This is a genomic window from Paenibacillus sp. J22P165, assembly GCF_059692015.1.
Genome location: NZ_JCAUAP010000021.1, coordinates 53,241 through 73,125, shown reverse-complemented (window position 1 = coordinate 73,125; position 19,885 = coordinate 53,241). Strand labels below are relative to the sequence as shown.

The window sequence follows — 19,885 nt, the reverse complement described above, 5'->3', positions numbered from 1 at the left end:
TATACTTACTTTTTCCCATTCTGCTAAGGCTGAAGTTATTTTATACTAAATACTAAGAAGGGAGCTGCGAGCAATGAAATGGAAAGAAAAAACAAGAGAAAACGTAGCTGGTTATTTATTCATACTTCCAAATCTGCTGGGATTTTGTGCGTTTATTTTACTCCCATTGGTATTTAGTTTGATATTGATATTTACAGATTGGAATTATTTAAAGGGTATGCAGGGACTCACCTATATCGGATTGGACAACGTAATTAAACTTTTTCATGATGAAAAGGTGTTAAAGGCATTAACGAATAATGTTATCTTCTCTGCTGTTACCGTTCCTGCAGCGATGTTTGGTGGTTTGCTCTTAGCCATCGTCCTGAACAAACATGTCTTCTTTAAAGAGACACTGCGTACGTTAGTTTTTCTTCCCTATATGAGCAGTTTGATTGCTATCGCTGTGGTGTGGAGAGTGATGTACAATTCATCAGAAGGTCCTATCAACAGCGTCTTAAGGTCACTTGGCGTAAGTAATCCTCCTGGATGGTTGGCAAGTCCCGATTGGTCACTCATTAGTATTATTATCATGACGGTCTGGGTCTATCTTGGATATGCGATGGTGCTTTACATGGCAGGACTTCAAGGTATTTCGAAGGATTACTATGAGGCATCAGAAATTGATGGCGCGAACGGAACGAAGCGCTTCTGGCATATTACATTGCCACTGCTTAAACCGACCAGCTTCATGATTGCAATAACACTTGTGATTGCTTCTTTTCAAGTATTTGCATCTGTTCAAGTTATGACCAATGGCGGGCCACTCAATTCTACTTTGGTGTTAGCGCTTTACATATACTCGCAAGCATTTGAACTCAAACAAATGAGCTATGCATCTACGGTATCATGGTTGCTATTTATCGTCATCTTCATCGTTACGATCGTTCAATGGAAAGGCCAAAAGAAATGGCAGGATTACTACTAGGGAGGTGAACAGAGTGAATAGCCAAGTGTTAAATAAGAGTGTGTTTCTAAAAAGTATGCTGACGCTAGTATTTGCGGCCATTGCAATTGGTATGGTTCTACCATTTATTTGGATGTTATCGGGATCCTTCAAGAATAGCGCGGGCTTATTCGAGTATCCAATTCGTTGGATTCCGAAGGAGTGGAACTTTGATAATTATAAAAGTGTATGGTCAGGATCGGTCCCGTTTTCGGTCTTCTATATAAACTCAATCAAGATCACTTTTTTGCAGGTTTTGGGCTCAATTGTAACGAGTGCGCTGGCAGGCTTCGCGTTTGCTAAATTGAGGTTTAAATTTAAAGAGGGTATCTTCTTAATTTATATTTGTACAATGATAATTCCGCATCAGGTGCTGTTCGTTCCAAGGTTCATTCTGTTTGATCAAATGAATTTAGTGAATACACATGCTGCTATCATTTTGCCAGGGATGTTTACCGTTCTGGGGACCTTTCTCATGCGGCAGTTTTTCTTGACATTGCCCAGCGAGCTGCTGGAGGCTAGCAAGGTAGATGGGGCAGGGTATTGGCGGATGTTCTGGCAGCTCTCACTGCCCTTAACAAAACCAGCTTTAGTTACGTTGTTAATTTTAACGTTTACTTGGCATTGGAATGAGTACGAGAACCCGCTAATTCTACTTAGAAGCAGAGATTTATTTACGATCCCCATCGGTTTATCGAGTTTCTCAGATGAGAATGGAACGGATTACCCACGTATCATGGCCGCTTCCGTATCGGCACTTGCTCCCTTAATTGCTATTGTAGCTATCTGTCAACGATGGTTTGTAGAGGGGATTGCGAATACAGGCTTGAAAGGCTAATCGATATACAGCGGGGGAAGAACTTATATGAATGTAAATATATTGAAGATCGTGCAATCCCATATAAATGTTCTAATCGAGCATGGCAAAGATACATATGGCGATGTACATACCCCTATGTTTATGGCTACGCTAGATCCCGTGACTAAGCAATATCCGGTGGATGATACGCGTTCGGATGATTTTATGCAAAGAGCTTATCGACTCATTCATGCACCGAAAGGCTGCTCAGCCTACTGGGATCATTCTACATTAAACGCAATGGTTCACCTTGCTAATCAGACCGGAGAGTCTCGTTATCTGGAAGAGGCTGATCAGTATCTTGATTATTTTATGAAACACTGTGTATCAGAACAAGGTCTGTTCTTATGGGGAAACCACCATTTCTATGATGCTTTTCGAGATCGCAATGTATGGTTTTACTACGGACCTCCATTGATGGATTTCGATTCAACTCAGCAACCTACCTTTCATGAAATGAGGCCGTATGTACCCGATTGGGAACATATGTATCGTTTGAATCCAACAGCTGTAGAAACCCATATCAGGATGTGTGAGAAACATCATGTGTATGATCCGTTAACGGGTGGTTTCGATCGTCATTCTTCACAGCAGAAGGATTATGCATTCATTGAAGCGGGAGGCATTCTGGTACAGTCATTAGGTTTTTTATTCAGCAAAACGAAGGATATTGAGTTGTTGGAGAAAGCACTTAAGATCGCGGTGTTTAGTTATAGCCATCGAAATACAACAACGAATCTCATTGTCAATTGCCCAACCCAACAGCGCTGGGATAGCAAAGTAACAACCACAGAGGTCGGCCTTTGGGCTAGAACATTACTCCGTACAGTCGAATACATCCAAGTTGTAACCAGTGAAGGTGATAAGCGGGCCAGTGAAATAGCTTTAGAATTAAAAACGATGGCTCTGACTGCTTTGCAGGCATATTTGAAATATGGCTATGATGCAAAGCAAGAGAGTTACTACGGTAGAGTGTTTCTAGATGGAACACCGGATCTCGGCCAGCAAGAAACGGTATATATGCCGGATTCATACAGTGATGTGTGGGCTTTTCTGTTCCCAAGTCATGATTATCCGATGTCAATGGCAATGACAATATTGGAAAATATAGATCATAGCGAGTTGTTTGCAGTTAGCGCTAAAAGATGGGCAGATGTGACAGTTGGGGACTGTATGTCTATACCACCAGGACAAGTTAGATATGCCGAGCACTATGGGCGGAATATTGTATTTCTCGCTGAATATGCTCGTATTAGCGGGAGAGCGGAGTATCGAATTGCAGCAGAAAGGCTTGCAGAAGAAGCGGTAAAATCCCTTTATCAACAGGATATGTTTGTTGGACATACAGGTGCTAGGTGGTACGATGCTGTCGATGGAGTTGGTTTTTTAATTGCAGGTCTACTTTATTTACACAATGGCAACAAGGATGTCATTCGTTGTCTGTTCTAATTGTTACTTCATATGCAAACTTGGAAGGGATGAAGAGGTTAGTGACTCCATCCCTTTCTTTTAAATTAAAATGAATAGTGGGGGAGTTTATCCATCATGATTGGAGAAAAAAACAGGGATCTCATACATGCAGATGTTTTAGTAGCTGGAGGCGGAATATCTGGCGTAGTAGCTGCCATTGCCGCTGCTCGTAACGGTGTAAACGTTATTCTTTGTCAAGATCGCTCCGTTCTAGGCGGCAATGCTTCATCTGAGATTCGAATGCACATCGTGGGGGCGGCGCATTCCAAGCGGGGGACTGCCTTAGAGACGGAAGCCAGGGAAGGCGGCATCCTGGAAGAAATTCTGCTGGAATGTGCTGTTCGCAATCCACAGCGAAGCGCTTCGATGCTAGATCTCCTTTTATATGAAAAGTGCCGTGCAGAAACGAACCTGACCTTGATGCTTAATACAACGATTATCGGCGTACAAATGGATGGCAATCGGATTATTTCTGCGTTAGCTTCGAGAGAAAGTACAGAACATAGCTTCGAAATTGTTGCCGATATCTTCATGGACTGCACGGGAGACGGACGTCTCGGGAAAGAGGCGGGCGCGTTATTTACGACAGGCCGGGAATCATCCGCGCAATTTGGGGAGTCATTTGCAGGAGAAATATCCGATCCGTATCGTCTTGGTTCTTCGTTGTTGTTTACTGCCCGAAATATGGGGAAACCGATGAAGTTTATAGCACCAGAATGGGCGAAACGCTATTCCGAGGAGGATTTGAAATATCGCGATCATTCCTCGTGGGAATACGGATATTGGTGGGTGGAGTTTGGGGGATTATTGGATACGATCTCAGATAACGAAATGATCCGGGATGAGTTGCTTGCCATCATGATGGGCGTTTGGGATCATATCAAAAATAGTGGTCACCACCCAGAGTCTGAGAATTGGGCGCTAGATTGGTTTGGCTTCTTACCTGGCAAGCGGGAATCGCGTCGATTCATCGGCAAACATATGCTAACACAAGGGGATTTACAAAATGCAGTCCATTTTGAAGATGTGATTGCATATGGTGGTTGGCCAATGGATACACATCCGCCACAGGGGATAGAAGCCAAAGAGATCGATCCCTGCCATCAACCACATACCAATCATGTGTATGGCATACCACTAAGTGCAATGATTAGCGCGAATGTGGAGAATCTCATGTTTGTAGGCCGTAATATTTCCGCTACGCATATTGCCTTTTCAAGTACACGGGTCATGGCCACCTGTGGTGTGATGGGGCAAGGGGCTGGCACATTTGCGGCAATGGCAATAAAGAAAGGTCTTCCGCTAGATGTGGCGTACCACAACCAAGAATTGGTTCGGAAAACACAACAGCAGCTTATTAAACAGGATGCATTCCTTCCTGGTATTCCTACGAGTGACAATTTGGCAAGTCAAGCTGTTGTTCGAGCTTCATCTGAGCAGCCAGAAGGGCAAGCTTCGAATATGATAGATGGATACACCCGTTCTATGCATGGAACCAATGGTGTCAGACTGGATTTGGTCCTTCCTGGTACGCATAGATGGATGTCACTTCCTGAAGATCGGGAGCCGTGGATTGAGCTGGAATGGGAAACTCCTATATCCATAAATGAAATAACCATTGTGCTGGACACAGGTATGCACCGGAGACTGACATTAACACATGAGGACAACTTGCAAAAGAAGCTCGCATGGGGACCACAACCTGAGACATTAAAAGATTTCCGTGTCATTGCTTATTCGGCAAGTCCACTCGGTGACACTCGTGAAGTGATGAACATTCAGGATAACTATCAGAGGCAGGTAACAACCCACGTTCAATTGGAACATGTTAGTAAGATCCGTCTAGAAGTCCTAAGCACGAATGGGTTGGATCATGCCAGAATTTTTGAAATTAGATGTCATTAAAGGCAACGTGGATGAGCACACAGGAGATTGAAATGTCTCCTGTCTGATTTTCAAGGTAATGAAAGCGCTGTCACCGGAAGGGAGGTGTTTGAAATATAAACTTTATTTGAAAATGGAGTGTGGGGAAATTAGTGGGGAATTAGTACATACGAAGGAGGCAATAGCAATGAGTACAATAGTAAAACGGACAATCTTAACGTTACTTACTCTCTTGTTTTTTGTCACGATGAATTCGGTTTATGTGAGGCAAGTTTCAGCCGCGGATGAGTATGATACGCTCCGGGACAAATGGAAGGAGATGCTAACCGGAGGCACAGCTTATAATCCACTTGATCCAGATATAGCTGCTCAACTTACAGCGCTTACGGCGACAGCCAATTCAAATTGGAGCACCATGGATAATTCACCAGGTACCTATCTGTGGAGCGATCTGGCAAGCACGACGATTTCTAGTCAAATTACATCGACGTATGGTCGGTTAAAGTCAATGGCACTTGCTTATGCCACGACAGGTTCAACGCTTCAGAACGATGCAACGTTACTCGCGGATATTATCACAGGTCTAGATTGGATGAATACGAATCGGTATAACGCAAGCGGTACCCCTACTAACCCGAGCAATACAAAATATGATAACTGGTGGGATTTTGAGATAGGTGCACCACTTGCGCTCAATGATATTGTGGTGCTGCTGTACGGGCAATTAAGCGCCACTCAAATCACCAACTATATGAATGCCATCGAGCATTTCCAACCAACAGTTACGATGACCGGGGCCAATCGAACATGGGAGTGCACCATTATCGGTGTTCGCGGTATTATTGTCAAAAACGCAACGAAAATTGCTAACGCTCGAGATGGGCTGAGCACGGTTTTTAATTATGTGACTAACGGAGATGGATTCTATGCAGATGGCTCGTTCATCCAGCATGACAGGCATCCGTATACGGGAGGATATGGAACGGGGTTATTGCAGGATATAGCCAACTTGATGTATGTACTTAATGGCTCCACATGGGCAGTCACAGATGTCGACAAGCATAATGTATATAAGTGGGTATATGATTCGTTTGAGCCCTTAATCTACAAAGGCGCAATGATGGATATGACGAGAGGAAGGAATATCTCGCGTTCCTATGCGCAGGACCATGATGCCGGCATCGGTGTAATAAAATCGATTATACGGATATCACAATCTGCCCCGACAACAGACGCAACAGCGTTTAGGAGTATGGTGAAATACTGGATAGACACGGATACGTATAAGAATTTTTTCTCGTATGTTCCAATCAATATGATTGTACTAGGCAAAGAAATTGATACCAATGCGACCTCCCGAGGGGAATTAATCGAGAATAAGCAGTTCCCCAATATGGCTCGCACGGTTCATCTGCGTCCTGGATTTGGTTTGGGGATCAGCATGTCGTCTAACCGCATTTACAGTTTTGAAGCAATAAATAGCGAGAATTTAAAAGGTTGGTATACCGGAAATGGGATGACTTATTTATATAATAATGACCTTTCTCAATTCTCAAATGATTTCTGGCCGACTGTCAATAAATATCGGTTACCTGGAACTACGGTAGATACAATGTCAAGAACCAACTCCAGTGGGAGTAGTTATTTAAGCTCGAAAGATTGGGTTGGCGGCACATCGATTCTGGGAACCTATGGGGCAACTGGCATGGAGCTCGATGCCTGGACCAGTAATTTAACGGCGAAGAAATCGTGGTTTATGTTCGACGATGAAGTCGTGGCGCTTGGTGCCGGGATCACGAATACAGGCCAGACGGGCAATGGATGGGACGGCACACCTAAAAAAGTGGAGACGATTGCAGAGAACCGCAAGCTGAACAGCAGCGGCAATAATGCATTAACGGTAAATGGAGCCGCTAAATCCACTGCATTAGGGTGGTCGGAAACGATGACAGGTGTGAACTGGGCTCATCTAGCTGGGAGTGTATCCGGTTCGGATATCGGCTATTATTTCCCTGGCGGCTCGACGGTAAATGGGCTGCGCGAAGCAAGAACAGGTAAATGGAGCGATATTGATGGAAGAGCAGGTACCTCTACGACGAATATAACCAGTAATTATTTGACCATGTGGTTTGATCATGGCGTTAATCCAACGGATTCGACCTATTCGTATGTGATGTTGCCAGGTAAAACGAGTACACAGGTAAACAGCTATGCAAGCAGTCCAACGGCTTCTGTATTGGAGAACTCTACCTCTGTTCAAGCCGTGAAAGAAACGGCATTAAATGTTGTTGGCATGAATTTCTGGGCGGATGCACTCAAATGGGTGCAGGTCAGCGGAACCAACTTCCTTTCCAGTGATAAGAAGGCCTCCATCATGACAAAGGAAAATGCAGGTTCTGATATTGAAGTAGCCGTGTCCGATCCGACACAAGCCAACGCGGGCAGCATCAACATTGAAATTAACCGAAGTGCAACGGGTTATCTCTCCTATGATTCGGGAGTTACAATTACCCAGTTATCCCCGACGATTAAATTGAGCGTTAATGTGAATGCTGCTAAAGGAAAAACGTTTAAAGTCAAATTGAGCTATACCGGCGGGACACCCATCTCACCAAGCGACATCATCATTGATAATACTTCGGCAGAATTTACTGGCACATGGTTATCTTCGACTGTATTACCGAATTATTATGGATCCGACTACGTCTATAATAATTCAGGGACAGGCGCAGATAAAGTGAGATGGAGACCAACGATTCCAACGACAGGCAATTATAATGTGTACTATCGAATACCGGATGGTAACTCAGGTCGACCAACCAATGCCCCATTTACAATTTATTATAACGGTGGGTCTCAACTGTATACGGTTAACGAGCAGACGGTACCTGGGGGAGCCTGGGTTATGTTGGGAACGTATAACTTTGCAGCAGGAACTACCGGGTATGTAGAGTTAACGGATAATGCCAATGGTACTTATGTGAACGCTGATGCGATAAAGTTTAGTCCTGTCAGCTTGACTAATCTTTCGCCTTCCGCAACGCTTTCTGTTGATTCGACGAATGGCGCTTACACCAAGGACTTAGCTGTTGACGGTATCAAAAATGTTCAAAGCAGCAGGTGGCTGTCCACGAATACGGCGGAACCACACTGGTTCCAATTGGATTGGTCTTCGAGTAAGACGATCAACAATGTCAAGATTTGGAGCGGCTCCACAAGTGGACCAGACTGGCAGATCAACACGTATAAAATGCAGTACTGGAATGGAAGCGCTTGGGTAGATATTCCCGGAGCGAGTGTCACGGGCAATACCAAAGACGGAATGAGCGGTCAGTACAACGATCTAAGTTTCACGGCAGTAACCACGACGAAGATTCGGATGTACATCACCGATGGCACCTCTGTCGGAAGTAACATGGATGCCCGGTTGTTTGAGATTGAAGTGTGGGGTATGTAAGTTGAAATAATAAGGGACTGCTCCCCACAATGGTACCTATGAGAGATCTTTGTATGAAGCGCAAAGATCTCTCAGAAGGGGTATGAATTCGAGAGGAATATTGGAAATTATTCTTGAATAGACGAAAGAGCTATGATACTATTTACTCGAGTAAATAAATAGGTAGAAGAACACAATAACCATTCAACCACGTTGCTTGGTTATCTATTTGCTCAAAAATTTACTCGAGTAAAATCAAAGGGAGGATCTTATTAATGAAACAAAAAAATGAGCACTATGACGTAGTCGTTTGCGGAGGCGGCTTAGCCGGATTCTGCGCAGCGGTAGCTGCGGCAAGACATGGCGCTAAAGCCTGTATTGTACAAGACAGACCTGTTTTCGGAGGGAATAGCTCATCCGAAATTCGGGTAACACCCCACGGGGCGGCTGCCTTCCACGCCTATGCGAGGGAAACGGGTATTCTCTCCGAGCTTCTGATTGAAGAGCGGGCGCGCAATCATGAGGAAATTTTGGAGAACGGTTGGACGAACAGTGTATGGGACATGGTCATGTACGATATGGCTATGAATACACCTAATCTTACTTTTCATTTAAATACTTCAATCCAGCATGTGATTACGGATGCAAATAAAAATATTCAATCTGTCATCGGACGAATTGCGAATGGCGAAACAGAGATAACGATCTCCGGGAGTGTCTTTATTGATTGTACAGGAGACGGTATTGTAGCTGACTTGGCTGGTTGCGAATGGCGAATGGGGTCTGAAGGTCGTGAAGAATTTAACGAGCCTCATGCCCCGCTTAAAGCAAGCCAAGATACAATGGGCAATTCCATCCATTTCAAGGCTAAGGATATGGGACGTCCTGTACCGTTTAAAGCTCCTGATTGGGCAGTAAAATATGACGATGCGAGCTTCTTCTATAAGCAGGGCAGAACGCCGTATGATGTCCGAGGCGGATATTGGTGGCTAGAAATCGGGATTCCATGGCATACGATTTATGATACAGAGAATATCCGGCATGAATTGACGCGGCATACCTTAGGCGTATGGGATTGGATCAAGAACAAGGATCCGGAGACGATGGAGCTTGCAGCTAATTTTGCCATCGATTGGATCGGTCAAGTTCCGGGCAAGCGCGAAAGCCGCCGGATTATCGGGGATTATTTTATGACCGAGCATGATATCTTAAACCGTAAGGTTTTTGATGATGAGATTGCGTTCGGAGGTTGGTTTATCGATTTACACACACCTGGCGGATTGCTTGCTCCCACCAGCGAACCGAATTCAGCAGCGGGTTATCAGGGTGATTACGATGTGAAAAGTTACTGTGGACCTTACGGAGTACCGCTTAGCATATGTATAGCAAAAGACATGAACAATCTCATGATGGCCGGTCGCAATGTGAGTGTGACTCATGCAGCTCTGGGAACCGTTCGTGTCATGGGTACAACAGCTCTAATGGGGCAGGCTGTAGGAACAGCAGCTGGTCTTGCGGTCAGTAAGAACGTCACGATTAGAACCATTTCCAATGAACATATTCATGAGTTGAAGCAAACGCTAGTAAAGGATGGCTGTTTTCTACCGAATAACAGGAATGAAGATGAGCACGATCTCGCACGTTCGGCACAGTTGTCTGCCAGCAGCGAAGCCATCGTCCATGGCGTCGGTCCAGAGAGTCGTGATTCGGAAACGCCTTTACTGAAACGCTGGTGGGATACAGCACCTAAGAAACTGGAATTACATGTGGTGAAAAAGCCTGAGGTTCAGCTCTTAACGAAACTCGGTCAATGGATTGCGATGGGAACATCAGAGCTGCATAAAGTCTCCGTATGCTTGACCAACACGTCGGATCAGCAACAAATCGTCCAAGCGTCGCTGGTTCCGGTAAACGATATTTGGGATTACCGTGTGAACACGGGAACAGTTCTCGCCACAACGGAATTATCAGTTGCTCCTGGCGAAGTGCAATGGATCGAGTGGGAGGTGCAGTTGACTAATGTGCAACCAAACTCGTACATTCGTCTCGATCTTTCCAGCAATGAGCATGTGATCTGGCATCGTGCCGGCGGAATTGAGCCTGGCCAAACTTCCGCTTGGGATATGGGCAACGGACAAATGCGCGGTGTGAAGTACGCGCTTAGCTACCGGGTGGAACCCGCGCAGCCGAGCTATGGCGCAGTGAATGCCATTAGTGGCGTTACACGACCTCAACAGTCTACAAATTTATGGAAGTCGGACCCGCAGCAGCCGCTATCTCAGTGGCTTCAGTTGGCGTGGGAGCAACCTGTGACGATTCGTGAAGTGCATCTCGCATTCCCAGGGCAATTGCTGACGGAATACCATTATTACCCGCCATTTTATAAAGATCCACAGTGTCCGAAGGTTTACACCATCCAAGCATGGAGAGAAGATCGCTGGGAGGATCTTGTTCATGTGAAGGACAATTATCAGAGACAGATGAAGCATAACTTGTCTGAAGCAGTGAAGACGGATAAATTACGGATTGTTGTTCATGCAACGAACGGTGACCCTTCTGCCGCAATCTACGAGGTTCGTTGTTATTAATGAGTTGCATTGGGATGTGAAAATGCTATACACTTTGTTTACTCGAGTAAAGGATGATAAGGAGTATAGTTTATGGTCACTCGCAACGATGTAGCACGACATGCCGGAGTTTCGGTGGCAGTGGTTTCCTATGTATTAAATAATAAAAGCATCGTGAAGGAAGAGACACGCCTTAGGGTGCTTAAGGCTATGGAAGAGCTAAATTACCAGCCCAATCTAACGGCCCGCAGCTTGAAGACCAAGCGGAGCGGACAATTAGGGGTACTGACCAATTTTATCGGTAATCCGTTTGAAGCGGGTATACTCCTTCAATTGGAGGAAGCGGCTCGTAAATATGGTTATATGATCACTTACCATACCTATAGAGATGAACATGCGGAGGTACTTAAGGCTCAACTAGCGGGAAGAGTAGATGGGATTATCCTGCTCGGTCAAAGCCTGCCAGCTGATCTCCTGGATACGTTTAACAAAAGGAACATCCCTCTGGTCTCTATCATGAAACCTGTCCAGTTGGAAGTCCCGCTGACTTATGTTGACGTGGACTGGCAGGCGGCTTATGCGGAGATCTTTCGGCTCCTGAAGCAGGAAGGTCACAGTGAGATTGCTTTAATGTCCCATGGCAACAGCTTGAATCCGCTGCAAGCGCGCATGGCATCGGCCATTCATATCTTGGAAACGCATGAATCTTTTCGCCATATGAAGTATCAGGTGCTAGAAGGTCGAGGGCGATATGAAATGGCTTATAATGCCATCATGCAGCTGTCTGAACTCCATTTTACTGCCATCATATGCGCAAATGATTTGATGGCTATCGGTACAATTGCCGCATGCCGTGAAAGAGGCTGGCGTGTGCCTGACAAGTTAGCGGTCATCGGCTCTGAGAACATTCTCATGGTTGGCGAGACGAACCCGCCCATTGCTGCCTTAGAATATCCAAGAATCCAGGCAGCCAATCTGGCATTGGAGAAGCTGCTTCAGTTGATTGGCGGCCATCATGCCGAGGTAGAATCAGCCCTAATTCAGGCAGACTTCATCATTAGGCCCAGTTTAGGTATGGATAAAGAGCAATAAGTTCGATTGTATTTAAAGTTTTGAATCAAGGGGGATCGCTATGTTAAATCAGACAATCAATCTTTGGACAAAAGAAGAGTATACCTATGACACAGGTACAGATTTTATTCCGACACTTACGACGTATATACTAGATGGCCTTCACGCCAAAGATGCAGTTCTCGTTATCCCCGGAGGGGGATATAAGGGGTGCAGTTCGGCTGAAGGGGAAGGTGTTGCGATGAAATTTTTGGAGGCTGGGAAGTCAGCTTTTGTGCTGACGTACACGACACGGTTGCGGCCAAGCATGGAGCCCGTGCACAAACAGCCGCTGCGTGACCTTTCCCGCGCCATGATTCTGATCCGCGAAAATGCGAAAAAATGGCGCATCAATCCGGATCATATCGCGATATGTGGCTTTTCCGCTGGCGGACATCTCGCAGCAAGTCTCGCCGTTCATTGGAACAGGGAGTTTCTCCAGGATGTTCGAGGCATTCAGGAATATTCCAACAAGCCGAATGCCGTTATTTTGGGCTATCCGGTTATTTCTACGGGTGAATTCGTGCATAAAGGATCGTTTATTAACTTGCTTGGGGATGACGCGACGAAGGAACAGCTTGACGAAGTCTCGTTGGAACATAGCGTTGGGCCACATACGCCGCCAGTGTTCCTTTGGCATACGATTCAAGATATGACGGTTCCAGTTGAAAATGCCATGATTTTTGCTTCTTCGTTAAGGAAAAGCGTTGTTCCCTTTGAGTTGCACATATTCCCCTTTATCGGCCACGGTACTTCAACGTCAGATGATTCATGGTATACAAATGGCCAGGATTATCTTAACGCTGATTGTGTACAGCTTTACAGAAAAGTAGCGATTAAGGAATTAACGGAAAGTAATGGGAAGTCAAGTGTCAGTGATGCGGAGCTACTGGATTTCTTCAATGAGCCTGCAGTTAAGCACAAAAAGCCTTTGCCTGATCCGATGAACTATAATCACAATGCGAATTGGGTTAAATTATGTATAGAATGGTTGAATATTACGTTTAGGGAATAATGGCTATCGTTTCGTGTACACAATGACAAGAGGGTGTGTACACGAAACGATGTAGTGTGGTTTGCAAGGGAAGAGAAGAATCCGTGAGAACGCACATAAAAATATTTGATAGGGACCGTTGACAAAAGGTTGTCTGAGTACCTATAATTTAATTACAAGTAAATTAATCGGAATAATCGGAATCAACCAGATAACTGGAGATGCTTTATCCTTATTAGGATAAATGTGTCTCTTTTTTTATTTTAGAACGATGTAGCCGTTTATTTGAATTACAGCTTAGAGGAGGCGTTCTTATGAGAATTGATTGGACATTTACACTGAATCAACCTTGGACTCTAGATCGCGTGTTGGGTTTTGTGACTATTGCTAATCAATACACTTGTCAAATTTATTTGGGTTCTCAAGGGGAAAAGGTGAATGCGAAGGGCTTATTAGGCATCGTGTCATGGAACATGTCACTGAAAGATCAATCAACAATTGCGCTTGAGCTAGACGGAGTCGATGCACAGGAAGCGTTCGAAAGTGTATCGATCTATTTACATAATCAGGACGATGGGATTCTTACGGGATACTCTCGAAGTTCATAATAAAGTACGACCCAGAGAGGAAGTAATGGGCAATGAATATTGAAAATATCGAAGCTTTCGTCTATGTCATTCATTATAACAGTTTCAACAAGGCAGCGGATGCGTTGTTCTTATCTCAACCTTCCGTTACTGCTCGTATTCAATCATTGGAACGTGATTTAAACACCTTACTCTTCGAGAGAGAGGGTAGAAATTTTACACTAACAGAAAAAGGAAAACAGTTTCTTCCCTTTGCAGGACAAATCCTTCAGAGCTATAAGAAAGGGAAGCAACAGCTCCAACACGTCAACAAGGATTACAGTGAACTCAGAGTCGGTTGCACCGTTTCTGTTTCCAATTACATTCTACCTGAAATTCTTCCAAGTATTAAAAAAAAGCATGCTCATCTTCAAATCAAATTAACAACGGCTCCTACGGAAGTTATTCTAGAGAAGCTGCTCAATAAAGAAATTGATATTGGCTTTGTTCGCAACGTAACCCATCCGCAAGTAGATATTTTGGGATACTACGAGGATCCAATCCGTTTGTTCGTCTATCCCAGTCATCCTTTTGTGACCAAGAAACCTTTGTCTATTAAAGATGTAGGTCACGAGTCGCTGGTCTTCTTTGAATGCGGATCACTTGATTGGGTGAAGATTCATCGGCTATTTGCAACACTGGATCATCCGCCGCAAATCGAATACCTCATCGATAATTTAGAAACAGCCAAGAAGCTTGTAGCTAAAGGGTTGGGTGCTTCCTTTCTACCGGAACTATGCGTACGCCAAGAAGTGAAAGAGGGACACCTTGTTCCAATTGATATTCAGGCATTGGGAGGGCTCTCCTTGCGTACAATTCTCGTCACGTTGAAAGAATCTAGTCACGATTTTGCAGACTTGTTACTGGATGCCTTGCTGGATATGAATTGGAAAAAGATCGCTAGATAGAACAATTCTATTCATCAATAGAACATCTTTATCCTCGATTGACCGCCTTATAAGCCGGTGATACAGTAAGTACTAAGCATAATACCGATAAAACCAATAGGAATTATTGTTTATTATTTTCGAGGAGGAATTACAATGCCAAAACAAAAACAACTTAAACTTGGGGCTATCATTCATGGAGTGGGCGGCAATATGTCATCTTGGAAACATCCCGATGCGATTGTGGATGCCAGTGTAAATTTCAAGTATTACAAAGAACAAGCACAGAAAGCGGAAGCTGGTAAATTTGACTTACTGTTTATTGCAGACGGATTGTTTATCAATGAAAAGTCGATTCCCCATTTCTTGAATCGGTTTGAGCCGATTACGATCCTTTCCGCACTGGCTTCTGTAACTTCCAAGATTGGTTTGGTAGGTACGTTATCTACTTCTTACAGTGAACCCTTCACGGTGTCCAGACAATTCTCCTCACTCGATCATATCAGTGATGGCAGAGCAGGTTGGAATGTGGTCACTTCCCCGTTGGAGGGCTCGGCGCTGAACTACAATAAAAAACTAGAGGAACATCCGGATCATCCTAAACGCTATCGGATTGCTTCGGAATATTTACAGGTATCCAAAGGGTTATGGGATTCATGGGAAGATGATGCTTTTACAAGGGATAAACAATCAGGTCAATTCTTCGATCCCGATAAACTCCACCGTTTAGATCATAAAGGCGAGTTTTTCTCCGTACAGGGACCGCTTAATATCGGTAGATCGAAGCAAGGCAGACCTGTCATTTTCCAAGCGGGCTCTTCGGAGGATGGGAAAAACCTAGCTGCCAAAGAGGCAGATGCAATCTTTACAGGTCAACCGACTGTGGAGGATGCGAAATCCTTTTATGAAGATGTAAAAGGCAGAGCCGTGGGCTTCGGTAGAAATCCCGATGAGATTGTTGTTATGCCTGGCATTGGTCCGATTATTGGTGTTACAGAAGAAGAGGCAGAGCGAAAATATCAAGAAGTAGCCAACTTGGTAACGATTGAGGAAGCACTAGCGTATCTAGGTCGTTTCTTCGAGCATCATGACTTTACCCAATATGACTTGGATGCCCCTTTCCCAGACTTGGGTGAGTTGGGTAAAAATAGCTTCCAAAGCACGACGGATCGCATTAAATAAAATGCGCAGGAGCAAGGGCTGACCCTTCGTCAAGTTGCTATTCAATCCGCTACACCAAGACCTTTATTTATCGGTACCCCAGCACAAGTTGCAGATCGTATACAAGAATGGTATGAGAGCGGGGCGGCAGACGGATTTATCGTGGGATCAGGCGTTCCGAATGGTTTAAGCGATTTTGTAGATCTGGTCATTCCTCTTCTACAAGAACGTGGCATTTATCGAACGGAATATGAGTCGGATACGCTCAGAGGGAATTTGGGTCTACCTTTTCCAACAAATCGCTATGTGAAAGAAACTGTAAGTAACTAATTGGATTAACCGATCAAGGGGGAGCGTTACATATGAATAGATCAAAAGGTTGGATCAAGTTTAGTGCGTTATCGTTAGCTATAGCCCTTGTGTTAACAGGGTGTGGTTCAAAAGACAATGGAAGTTCGGATGCTTCGCAATCAGCGAATCCTAAGCAAGAGGCTAAACAAACGGCGGTAGTGGGCGGAGAACTTACCTATGCGTTGGCAACGTCTCCTGACTCCCTAGATCCGCATCGCAGCGGGCTTGCCGTAGCCGTGAGGGTGCTTCGTACCATTTATGATAGTCTGGTTGTTCAATTACCAGATGGTTCGATCAAACCGTGGCTGGCAACGGAATGGACAGTTTCACCTGATGGGCTTAGCTACACGTTTAAATTACGTAAAGACGTGAAGTTCCAAGATGGAACGCCATTTAATGCAGAAGCTGTGAAATTTAATTATGATCGGATTCTTGATCCGGCAACGAAAGCGGCCAATTCAGTAGCGTTACTTAAACCCTATAAATCTGCGGAAGTGATTGACGAGTTCACGATCAAGATTAATCTGGAGACAGCTTCCAGAGCGTTCTTAGGTAACCTGAGTCAAGCGTTACTTGGGATTGTTTCACCAACAGCGGCCAAGAAATATGGGGATCAATTTGGTAAAAATCCAGTCGGATCTGGGCCATTTTCCTTCGTGAAATGGGAAGAGAATACTTCCATCCAAGTTAAACGCAGCCCCGATTATAACTGGGCACCTGAGATTGTGGAGAACAAAGGGAAGTCCTATTTAGATCAAATCACCTTTAGTATTGTTCCCGAAGAAGCAACTCGGATCGGAAGCGTTCAAAGTAAGCAAGTTCTTGCTGGCGAGACGATTCCACCTCAGAATATTGTTTCGTTGAAGTCTGACTCTAGCGTTCAAGTTCACCAAGTCAATACGAATGGATTGCCTTATACGTTATTTATTAATCAACGCAAAGCGCCTTGGGGTGAGGTCAAAGCCAGACAAGCGCTTCAAGCAGCAATTGATGTGGACGCTATTGTCAAAACACTTTATTTGGGTACGTATCCACGTGCGTGGTCACCTTTATCTCCTGGTGTATTCGGTTATGATGCCTCCCTAGAAAATGGGGTTAAACCTGATCAGGCTAAAGCGAACAAATTATTGGATGAACTCGGTTGGCTCAAAGGTACAGACGGCATTCGTGTAAAAGATGGCAAGAAGCTTACGCTGCATTATGTAGATGGATCACCTAACCGTGAGAAACGAAATGATATTGCTGTCATTATTCAGCAACAGTTAAAACAAGTGGGTATCGTCGTTGAAGTAGAAATTACGAAGGATACAGCCAATGTTGTTTACACCAAAGGTGACTATGATATTTATGGAAACAGCCAAGTAAACTCTGATCCTAATGCACTCTACGCCTTCTATCACACAAGCGATCCGAAAGCTCGACCTTCTCTTCCTGGTCTTGCCGATCCGCAGGTTGACAAATGGCTGGAGCAAGGAGCTATCGAACCTGATGATAAGAAGCGTGCAGAGCTGTATAAACAAGTACAAAAATCGATTATCGATAACGCGGTCATCATTCCTGTTTATGTGTTCCCATATACGGTAGCCGCATCTAAGACTGTAAAAGGTCTGAAATTCGACTCACTAGGCTATCCACTCTTCAATGATACGTTTATTCAAAAATAATGCTGCAGGGAGCTAATTGATATGAGCAGGATATTAACGGAACGACTACTAGTTTCATTGCTGGTCATTCTTGGTTCCTTAATCCTTGTATTCTGTATTCTGTATGTACTGCCAGGAGATCCCGTACTTTCTATGGTTGATCCTTCCTCCATGTCGCCAGAGGCGATTGCAAATTTAAGACATCAGCTCGGCTTGAATGAACCCTTCTATGTCCAATTTGGCCACTATTTCATGGCAATGATCCATGGGGATTTTGGTAAATCATTACTAAACAGTGAACCTGTGTTGCCCAAAATTCTTAAACATCTTCCAGCAACTTTGGCACTCACATTGGCTAGTACACTTATTTCCACGATTATTGGTGTAGGGCTGGGCGTTCTCTCGGCCATACACCGCAATCGATGGATTGATGTGTTAGCTCGTATCGTCGGGTTGTTCGGCATATCGATGCCGACATTCTGGTCTGGGATTCTGTTAATTCTCATCTTTTCCGTATCTTTAGGCTGGTTTCCAGCCATGGGGTCAAAAGGACTCATCACACTTGTCCTACCTTCACTCACACTCGGATTCGTGGGAGCTGGCTTTATCGTTCGAATGGTACGTAACGCAATGCTCGAAGTCATCAATGAACACTTTATTGTGACACTGCGTGCAAAAGGACTATCCGAACGATTAGTGATGTATCGACATGCGCTTCGCAATGCATTAATTCCGGCGGTCACGATTATTGGCATTCATATCGGAGATTTAATGGCAGGTACCGTTGTCATCGAAACCGTCTTCTCCAGACAAGGAATTGGTCGAATTCTCGCAGACGCCATTATGTCCAAAGACTTGCCGGTTGTGCAAGGCGTGGTATTTTTCTCAGCAATTATTTATGTCACGGTAAATTTGTTAGTTGATATTTCCTATGTCTTCATTGATCCACGGGTTCGTCGAACACAATAAAATTAGGATAGAAAAGCATAGCGGAGAGGAGAAAGGGGACTATGAAAGAGGTTCTTTCTACAAGAACGATTTGGCGGAGACATAAGTGGCAGCTTCGATCCACGAAGATACCTAGAACATTTAATGCTTCAGAAATTCTGGTGTATCTCGCAGCGATCATGGCCTTGTTTATTATTGGATGTGCGCTTTTTCCACAATGGATTGCTCCATATACACCTACAGCGATGCTCGCTGATCAAATTATGCATGCGCCAAGCAAGGCACATTTGTTTGGAACGGACTATTTTGGCAGAGATGTCTTCAGTCTTGTCGTCTATGGCAGTCGTGATTCCCTCATTATTGGTTTCTCCTCAGTACTTGCAGGAGGCATCATTGGAGGCAGTATCGGTGCACTGTCGGGGTACATCGGCGGTGTTATTGATACGATCTTCATGCGGATTATCGATGTGCTAATGACGATTCCCGGCATTCTACTGGCATTAGCTATCGCTGCTGCTCTAGGTCCTCATTTGTTTAATCTGATCTTTGCTGTTGCTGCTGCTTCCATTCCACAATACGCAAGGGTTATGCGAGGACAGATTTTGAGCATAAAAAATCGCCCCTTCATTACGGCCTCTCGGTCGATAGGCGCTTCTTCCGTGCGTATATTCTTCCGTCATGTCTTAACGAATGCTTGGTCGCCTCTCTTGGTTATGTCCACGATCGGTTTAGGTGCATCCATTCTGGTCAGCGCAGGGTTAAGTTTCCTTGGTTTAGGCGTGCTCAAAGAGATTCCAGATTGGGGATCCCTCCTTTCGCAAGGGCGAGGTTATCTAACAGTGGCTTGGTGGATATGTACATTTCCAGGCCTCGCGATTACGTTGTTCGTCATATCCGTTAATTTAATCGGAGATAAACTACGTGATTCCCTAGATCCAAAGCAGAGAAGGGCATAGCTAGGAGG

At 44.6% G+C, this 19,885-nt stretch carries 13 protein-coding genes and 1 pseudogene; all 14 read left to right on the top strand.

All coding sequences use genetic code 11. From position 1 onward, the window contains the following. Positions 1-73 precede the first annotated feature (73 nt). A complete protein-coding gene (locus AC58QM_RS33170; protein ID WP_497289023.1) occupies positions 74-967 on the top strand; it encodes a carbohydrate ABC transporter permease in 894 nt (297 codons plus the stop codon). A 13-nt stretch (positions 968-980) separates the two neighbouring features. Then, positions 981-1,823: a carbohydrate ABC transporter permease gene (locus tag AC58QM_RS33165; protein WP_497289022.1), complete on the top strand. Its 843-nt coding sequence runs from the start codon at positions 981-983 to the stop codon at positions 1,821-1,823. Between the two features lie 27 nt (positions 1,824-1,850). Then, complete coding sequence (locus AC58QM_RS33160) at positions 1,851-3,293, top strand: hypothetical protein (RefSeq protein WP_497289021.1); 1,443 nt, start codon at positions 1,851-1,853, stop codon at positions 3,291-3,293. Between the two features lie 96 nt (positions 3,294-3,389). Beyond that, positions 3,390-5,219, top strand: coding sequence for an FAD-dependent oxidoreductase (locus tag AC58QM_RS33155; protein ID WP_497289020.1), 1,830 nt, complete (start codon positions 3,390-3,392; stop codon positions 5,217-5,219). Positions 5,220-5,385: 166 nt separating this feature from the next. After that, positions 5,386-8,655 carry a polysaccharide lyase family 8 super-sandwich domain-containing protein gene (locus AC58QM_RS33150; RefSeq protein ID WP_497289019.1) on the top strand — a complete coding sequence of 1,090 codons (3,270 nt, stop codon included), beginning with the start codon at positions 5,386-5,388 and terminating at the stop codon, positions 8,653-8,655. Between the two features lie 254 nt (positions 8,656-8,909). Continuing rightward, positions 8,910-11,222, top strand: a complete 2,313-nt coding sequence (locus AC58QM_RS33145; protein ID WP_497289018.1) for an FAD-dependent oxidoreductase — start codon at positions 8,910-8,912, stop codon at positions 11,220-11,222. Positions 11,223-11,294: 72 nt separating this feature from the next. Then, positions 11,295-12,293 carry a LacI family DNA-binding transcriptional regulator gene (locus tag AC58QM_RS33140; protein ID WP_497289017.1) on the top strand — a complete coding sequence of 333 codons (999 nt, stop codon included), beginning with the start codon at positions 11,295-11,297 and terminating at the stop codon, positions 12,291-12,293. Positions 12,294-12,333: 40 nt separating this feature from the next. Beyond that, positions 12,334-13,326 (top strand): alpha/beta hydrolase, encoded by a 993-nt coding sequence (locus AC58QM_RS33135; RefSeq protein ID WP_497289016.1) that lies wholly within the window; start codon positions 12,334-12,336, stop codon positions 13,324-13,326. 293 nt (positions 13,327-13,619) lie between these two features. Further along, the gene (locus AC58QM_RS33130) at positions 13,620-13,913 is read left to right on the top strand and encodes an HPr family phosphocarrier protein (RefSeq protein WP_497289015.1); all 294 of its coding nucleotides are present in this window, start codon (positions 13,620-13,622) and stop codon (positions 13,911-13,913) included. A gap of 32 nt (positions 13,914-13,945) precedes the next feature. Then, positions 13,946-14,839, top strand: coding sequence for a LysR family transcriptional regulator (locus AC58QM_RS33125; RefSeq protein ID WP_497289014.1), 894 nt, complete (start codon positions 13,946-13,948; stop codon positions 14,837-14,839). A 135-nt stretch (positions 14,840-14,974) separates the two neighbouring features. Next, positions 14,975-16,309: pseudogene (locus tag AC58QM_RS33120) on the top strand (LLM class flavin-dependent oxidoreductase). 32 nt (positions 16,310-16,341) lie between these two features. Next, the gene (locus AC58QM_RS33115; protein ID WP_497289013.1) at positions 16,342-17,994 is read left to right on the top strand and encodes an ABC transporter substrate-binding protein; all 1,653 of its coding nucleotides are present in this window, start codon (positions 16,342-16,344) and stop codon (positions 17,992-17,994) included. A gap of 21 nt (positions 17,995-18,015) precedes the next feature. Continuing rightward, positions 18,016-18,942 carry an ABC transporter permease gene (locus AC58QM_RS33110; RefSeq protein WP_497289012.1) on the top strand — a complete coding sequence of 309 codons (927 nt, stop codon included), beginning with the start codon at positions 18,016-18,018 and terminating at the stop codon, positions 18,940-18,942. 41 nt (positions 18,943-18,983) lie between these two features. Next, positions 18,984-19,877, top strand: a complete 894-nt coding sequence (locus tag AC58QM_RS33105; protein WP_497289011.1) for an ABC transporter permease — start codon at positions 18,984-18,986, stop codon at positions 19,875-19,877. Positions 19,878-19,885: the final 8 nt, after the last annotated feature.

Excerpts from the sequence above, each read along its gene's own strand:
- AC58QM_RS33170 (WP_497289023.1), top strand. The coding sequence starts at position 74 with ATGAAATGGAAAGAAAAAACAAGAGAAAACGTAGCTGGTTATTTATTC.
- AC58QM_RS33160 (WP_497289021.1), top strand. The coding sequence starts at position 1,851 with ATGAATGTAAATATATTGAAGATCGTGCAATCCCATATAAATGTTCTA.
- AC58QM_RS33155 (WP_497289020.1), top strand. The coding sequence starts at position 3,390 with ATGATTGGAGAAAAAAACAGGGATCTCATACATGCAGATGTTTTAGTA.
- AC58QM_RS33150 (WP_497289019.1), top strand. The coding sequence starts at position 5,386 with ATGAGTACAATAGTAAAACGGACAATCTTAACGTTACTTACTCTCTTG.
- AC58QM_RS33145 (WP_497289018.1), top strand. The coding sequence starts at position 8,910 with ATGAAACAAAAAAATGAGCACTATGACGTAGTCGTTTGCGGAGGCGGC.
- AC58QM_RS33140 (WP_497289017.1), top strand. The coding sequence starts at position 11,295 with ATGGTCACTCGCAACGATGTAGCACGACATGCCGGAGTTTCGGTGGCA.
- AC58QM_RS33135 (WP_497289016.1), top strand. The coding sequence starts at position 12,334 with ATGTTAAATCAGACAATCAATCTTTGGACAAAAGAAGAGTATACCTAT.
- AC58QM_RS33130 (WP_497289015.1), top strand. The coding sequence starts at position 13,620 with ATGAGAATTGATTGGACATTTACACTGAATCAACCTTGGACTCTAGAT.
- AC58QM_RS33125 (WP_497289014.1), top strand. The coding sequence starts at position 13,946 with ATGAATATTGAAAATATCGAAGCTTTCGTCTATGTCATTCATTATAAC.
- AC58QM_RS33115 (WP_497289013.1), top strand. The coding sequence starts at position 16,342 with ATGAATAGATCAAAAGGTTGGATCAAGTTTAGTGCGTTATCGTTAGCT.
- AC58QM_RS33110 (WP_497289012.1), top strand. The coding sequence starts at position 18,016 with ATGAGCAGGATATTAACGGAACGACTACTAGTTTCATTGCTGGTCATT.
- AC58QM_RS33105 (WP_497289011.1), top strand. The coding sequence starts at position 18,984 with ATGAAAGAGGTTCTTTCTACAAGAACGATTTGGCGGAGACATAAGTGG.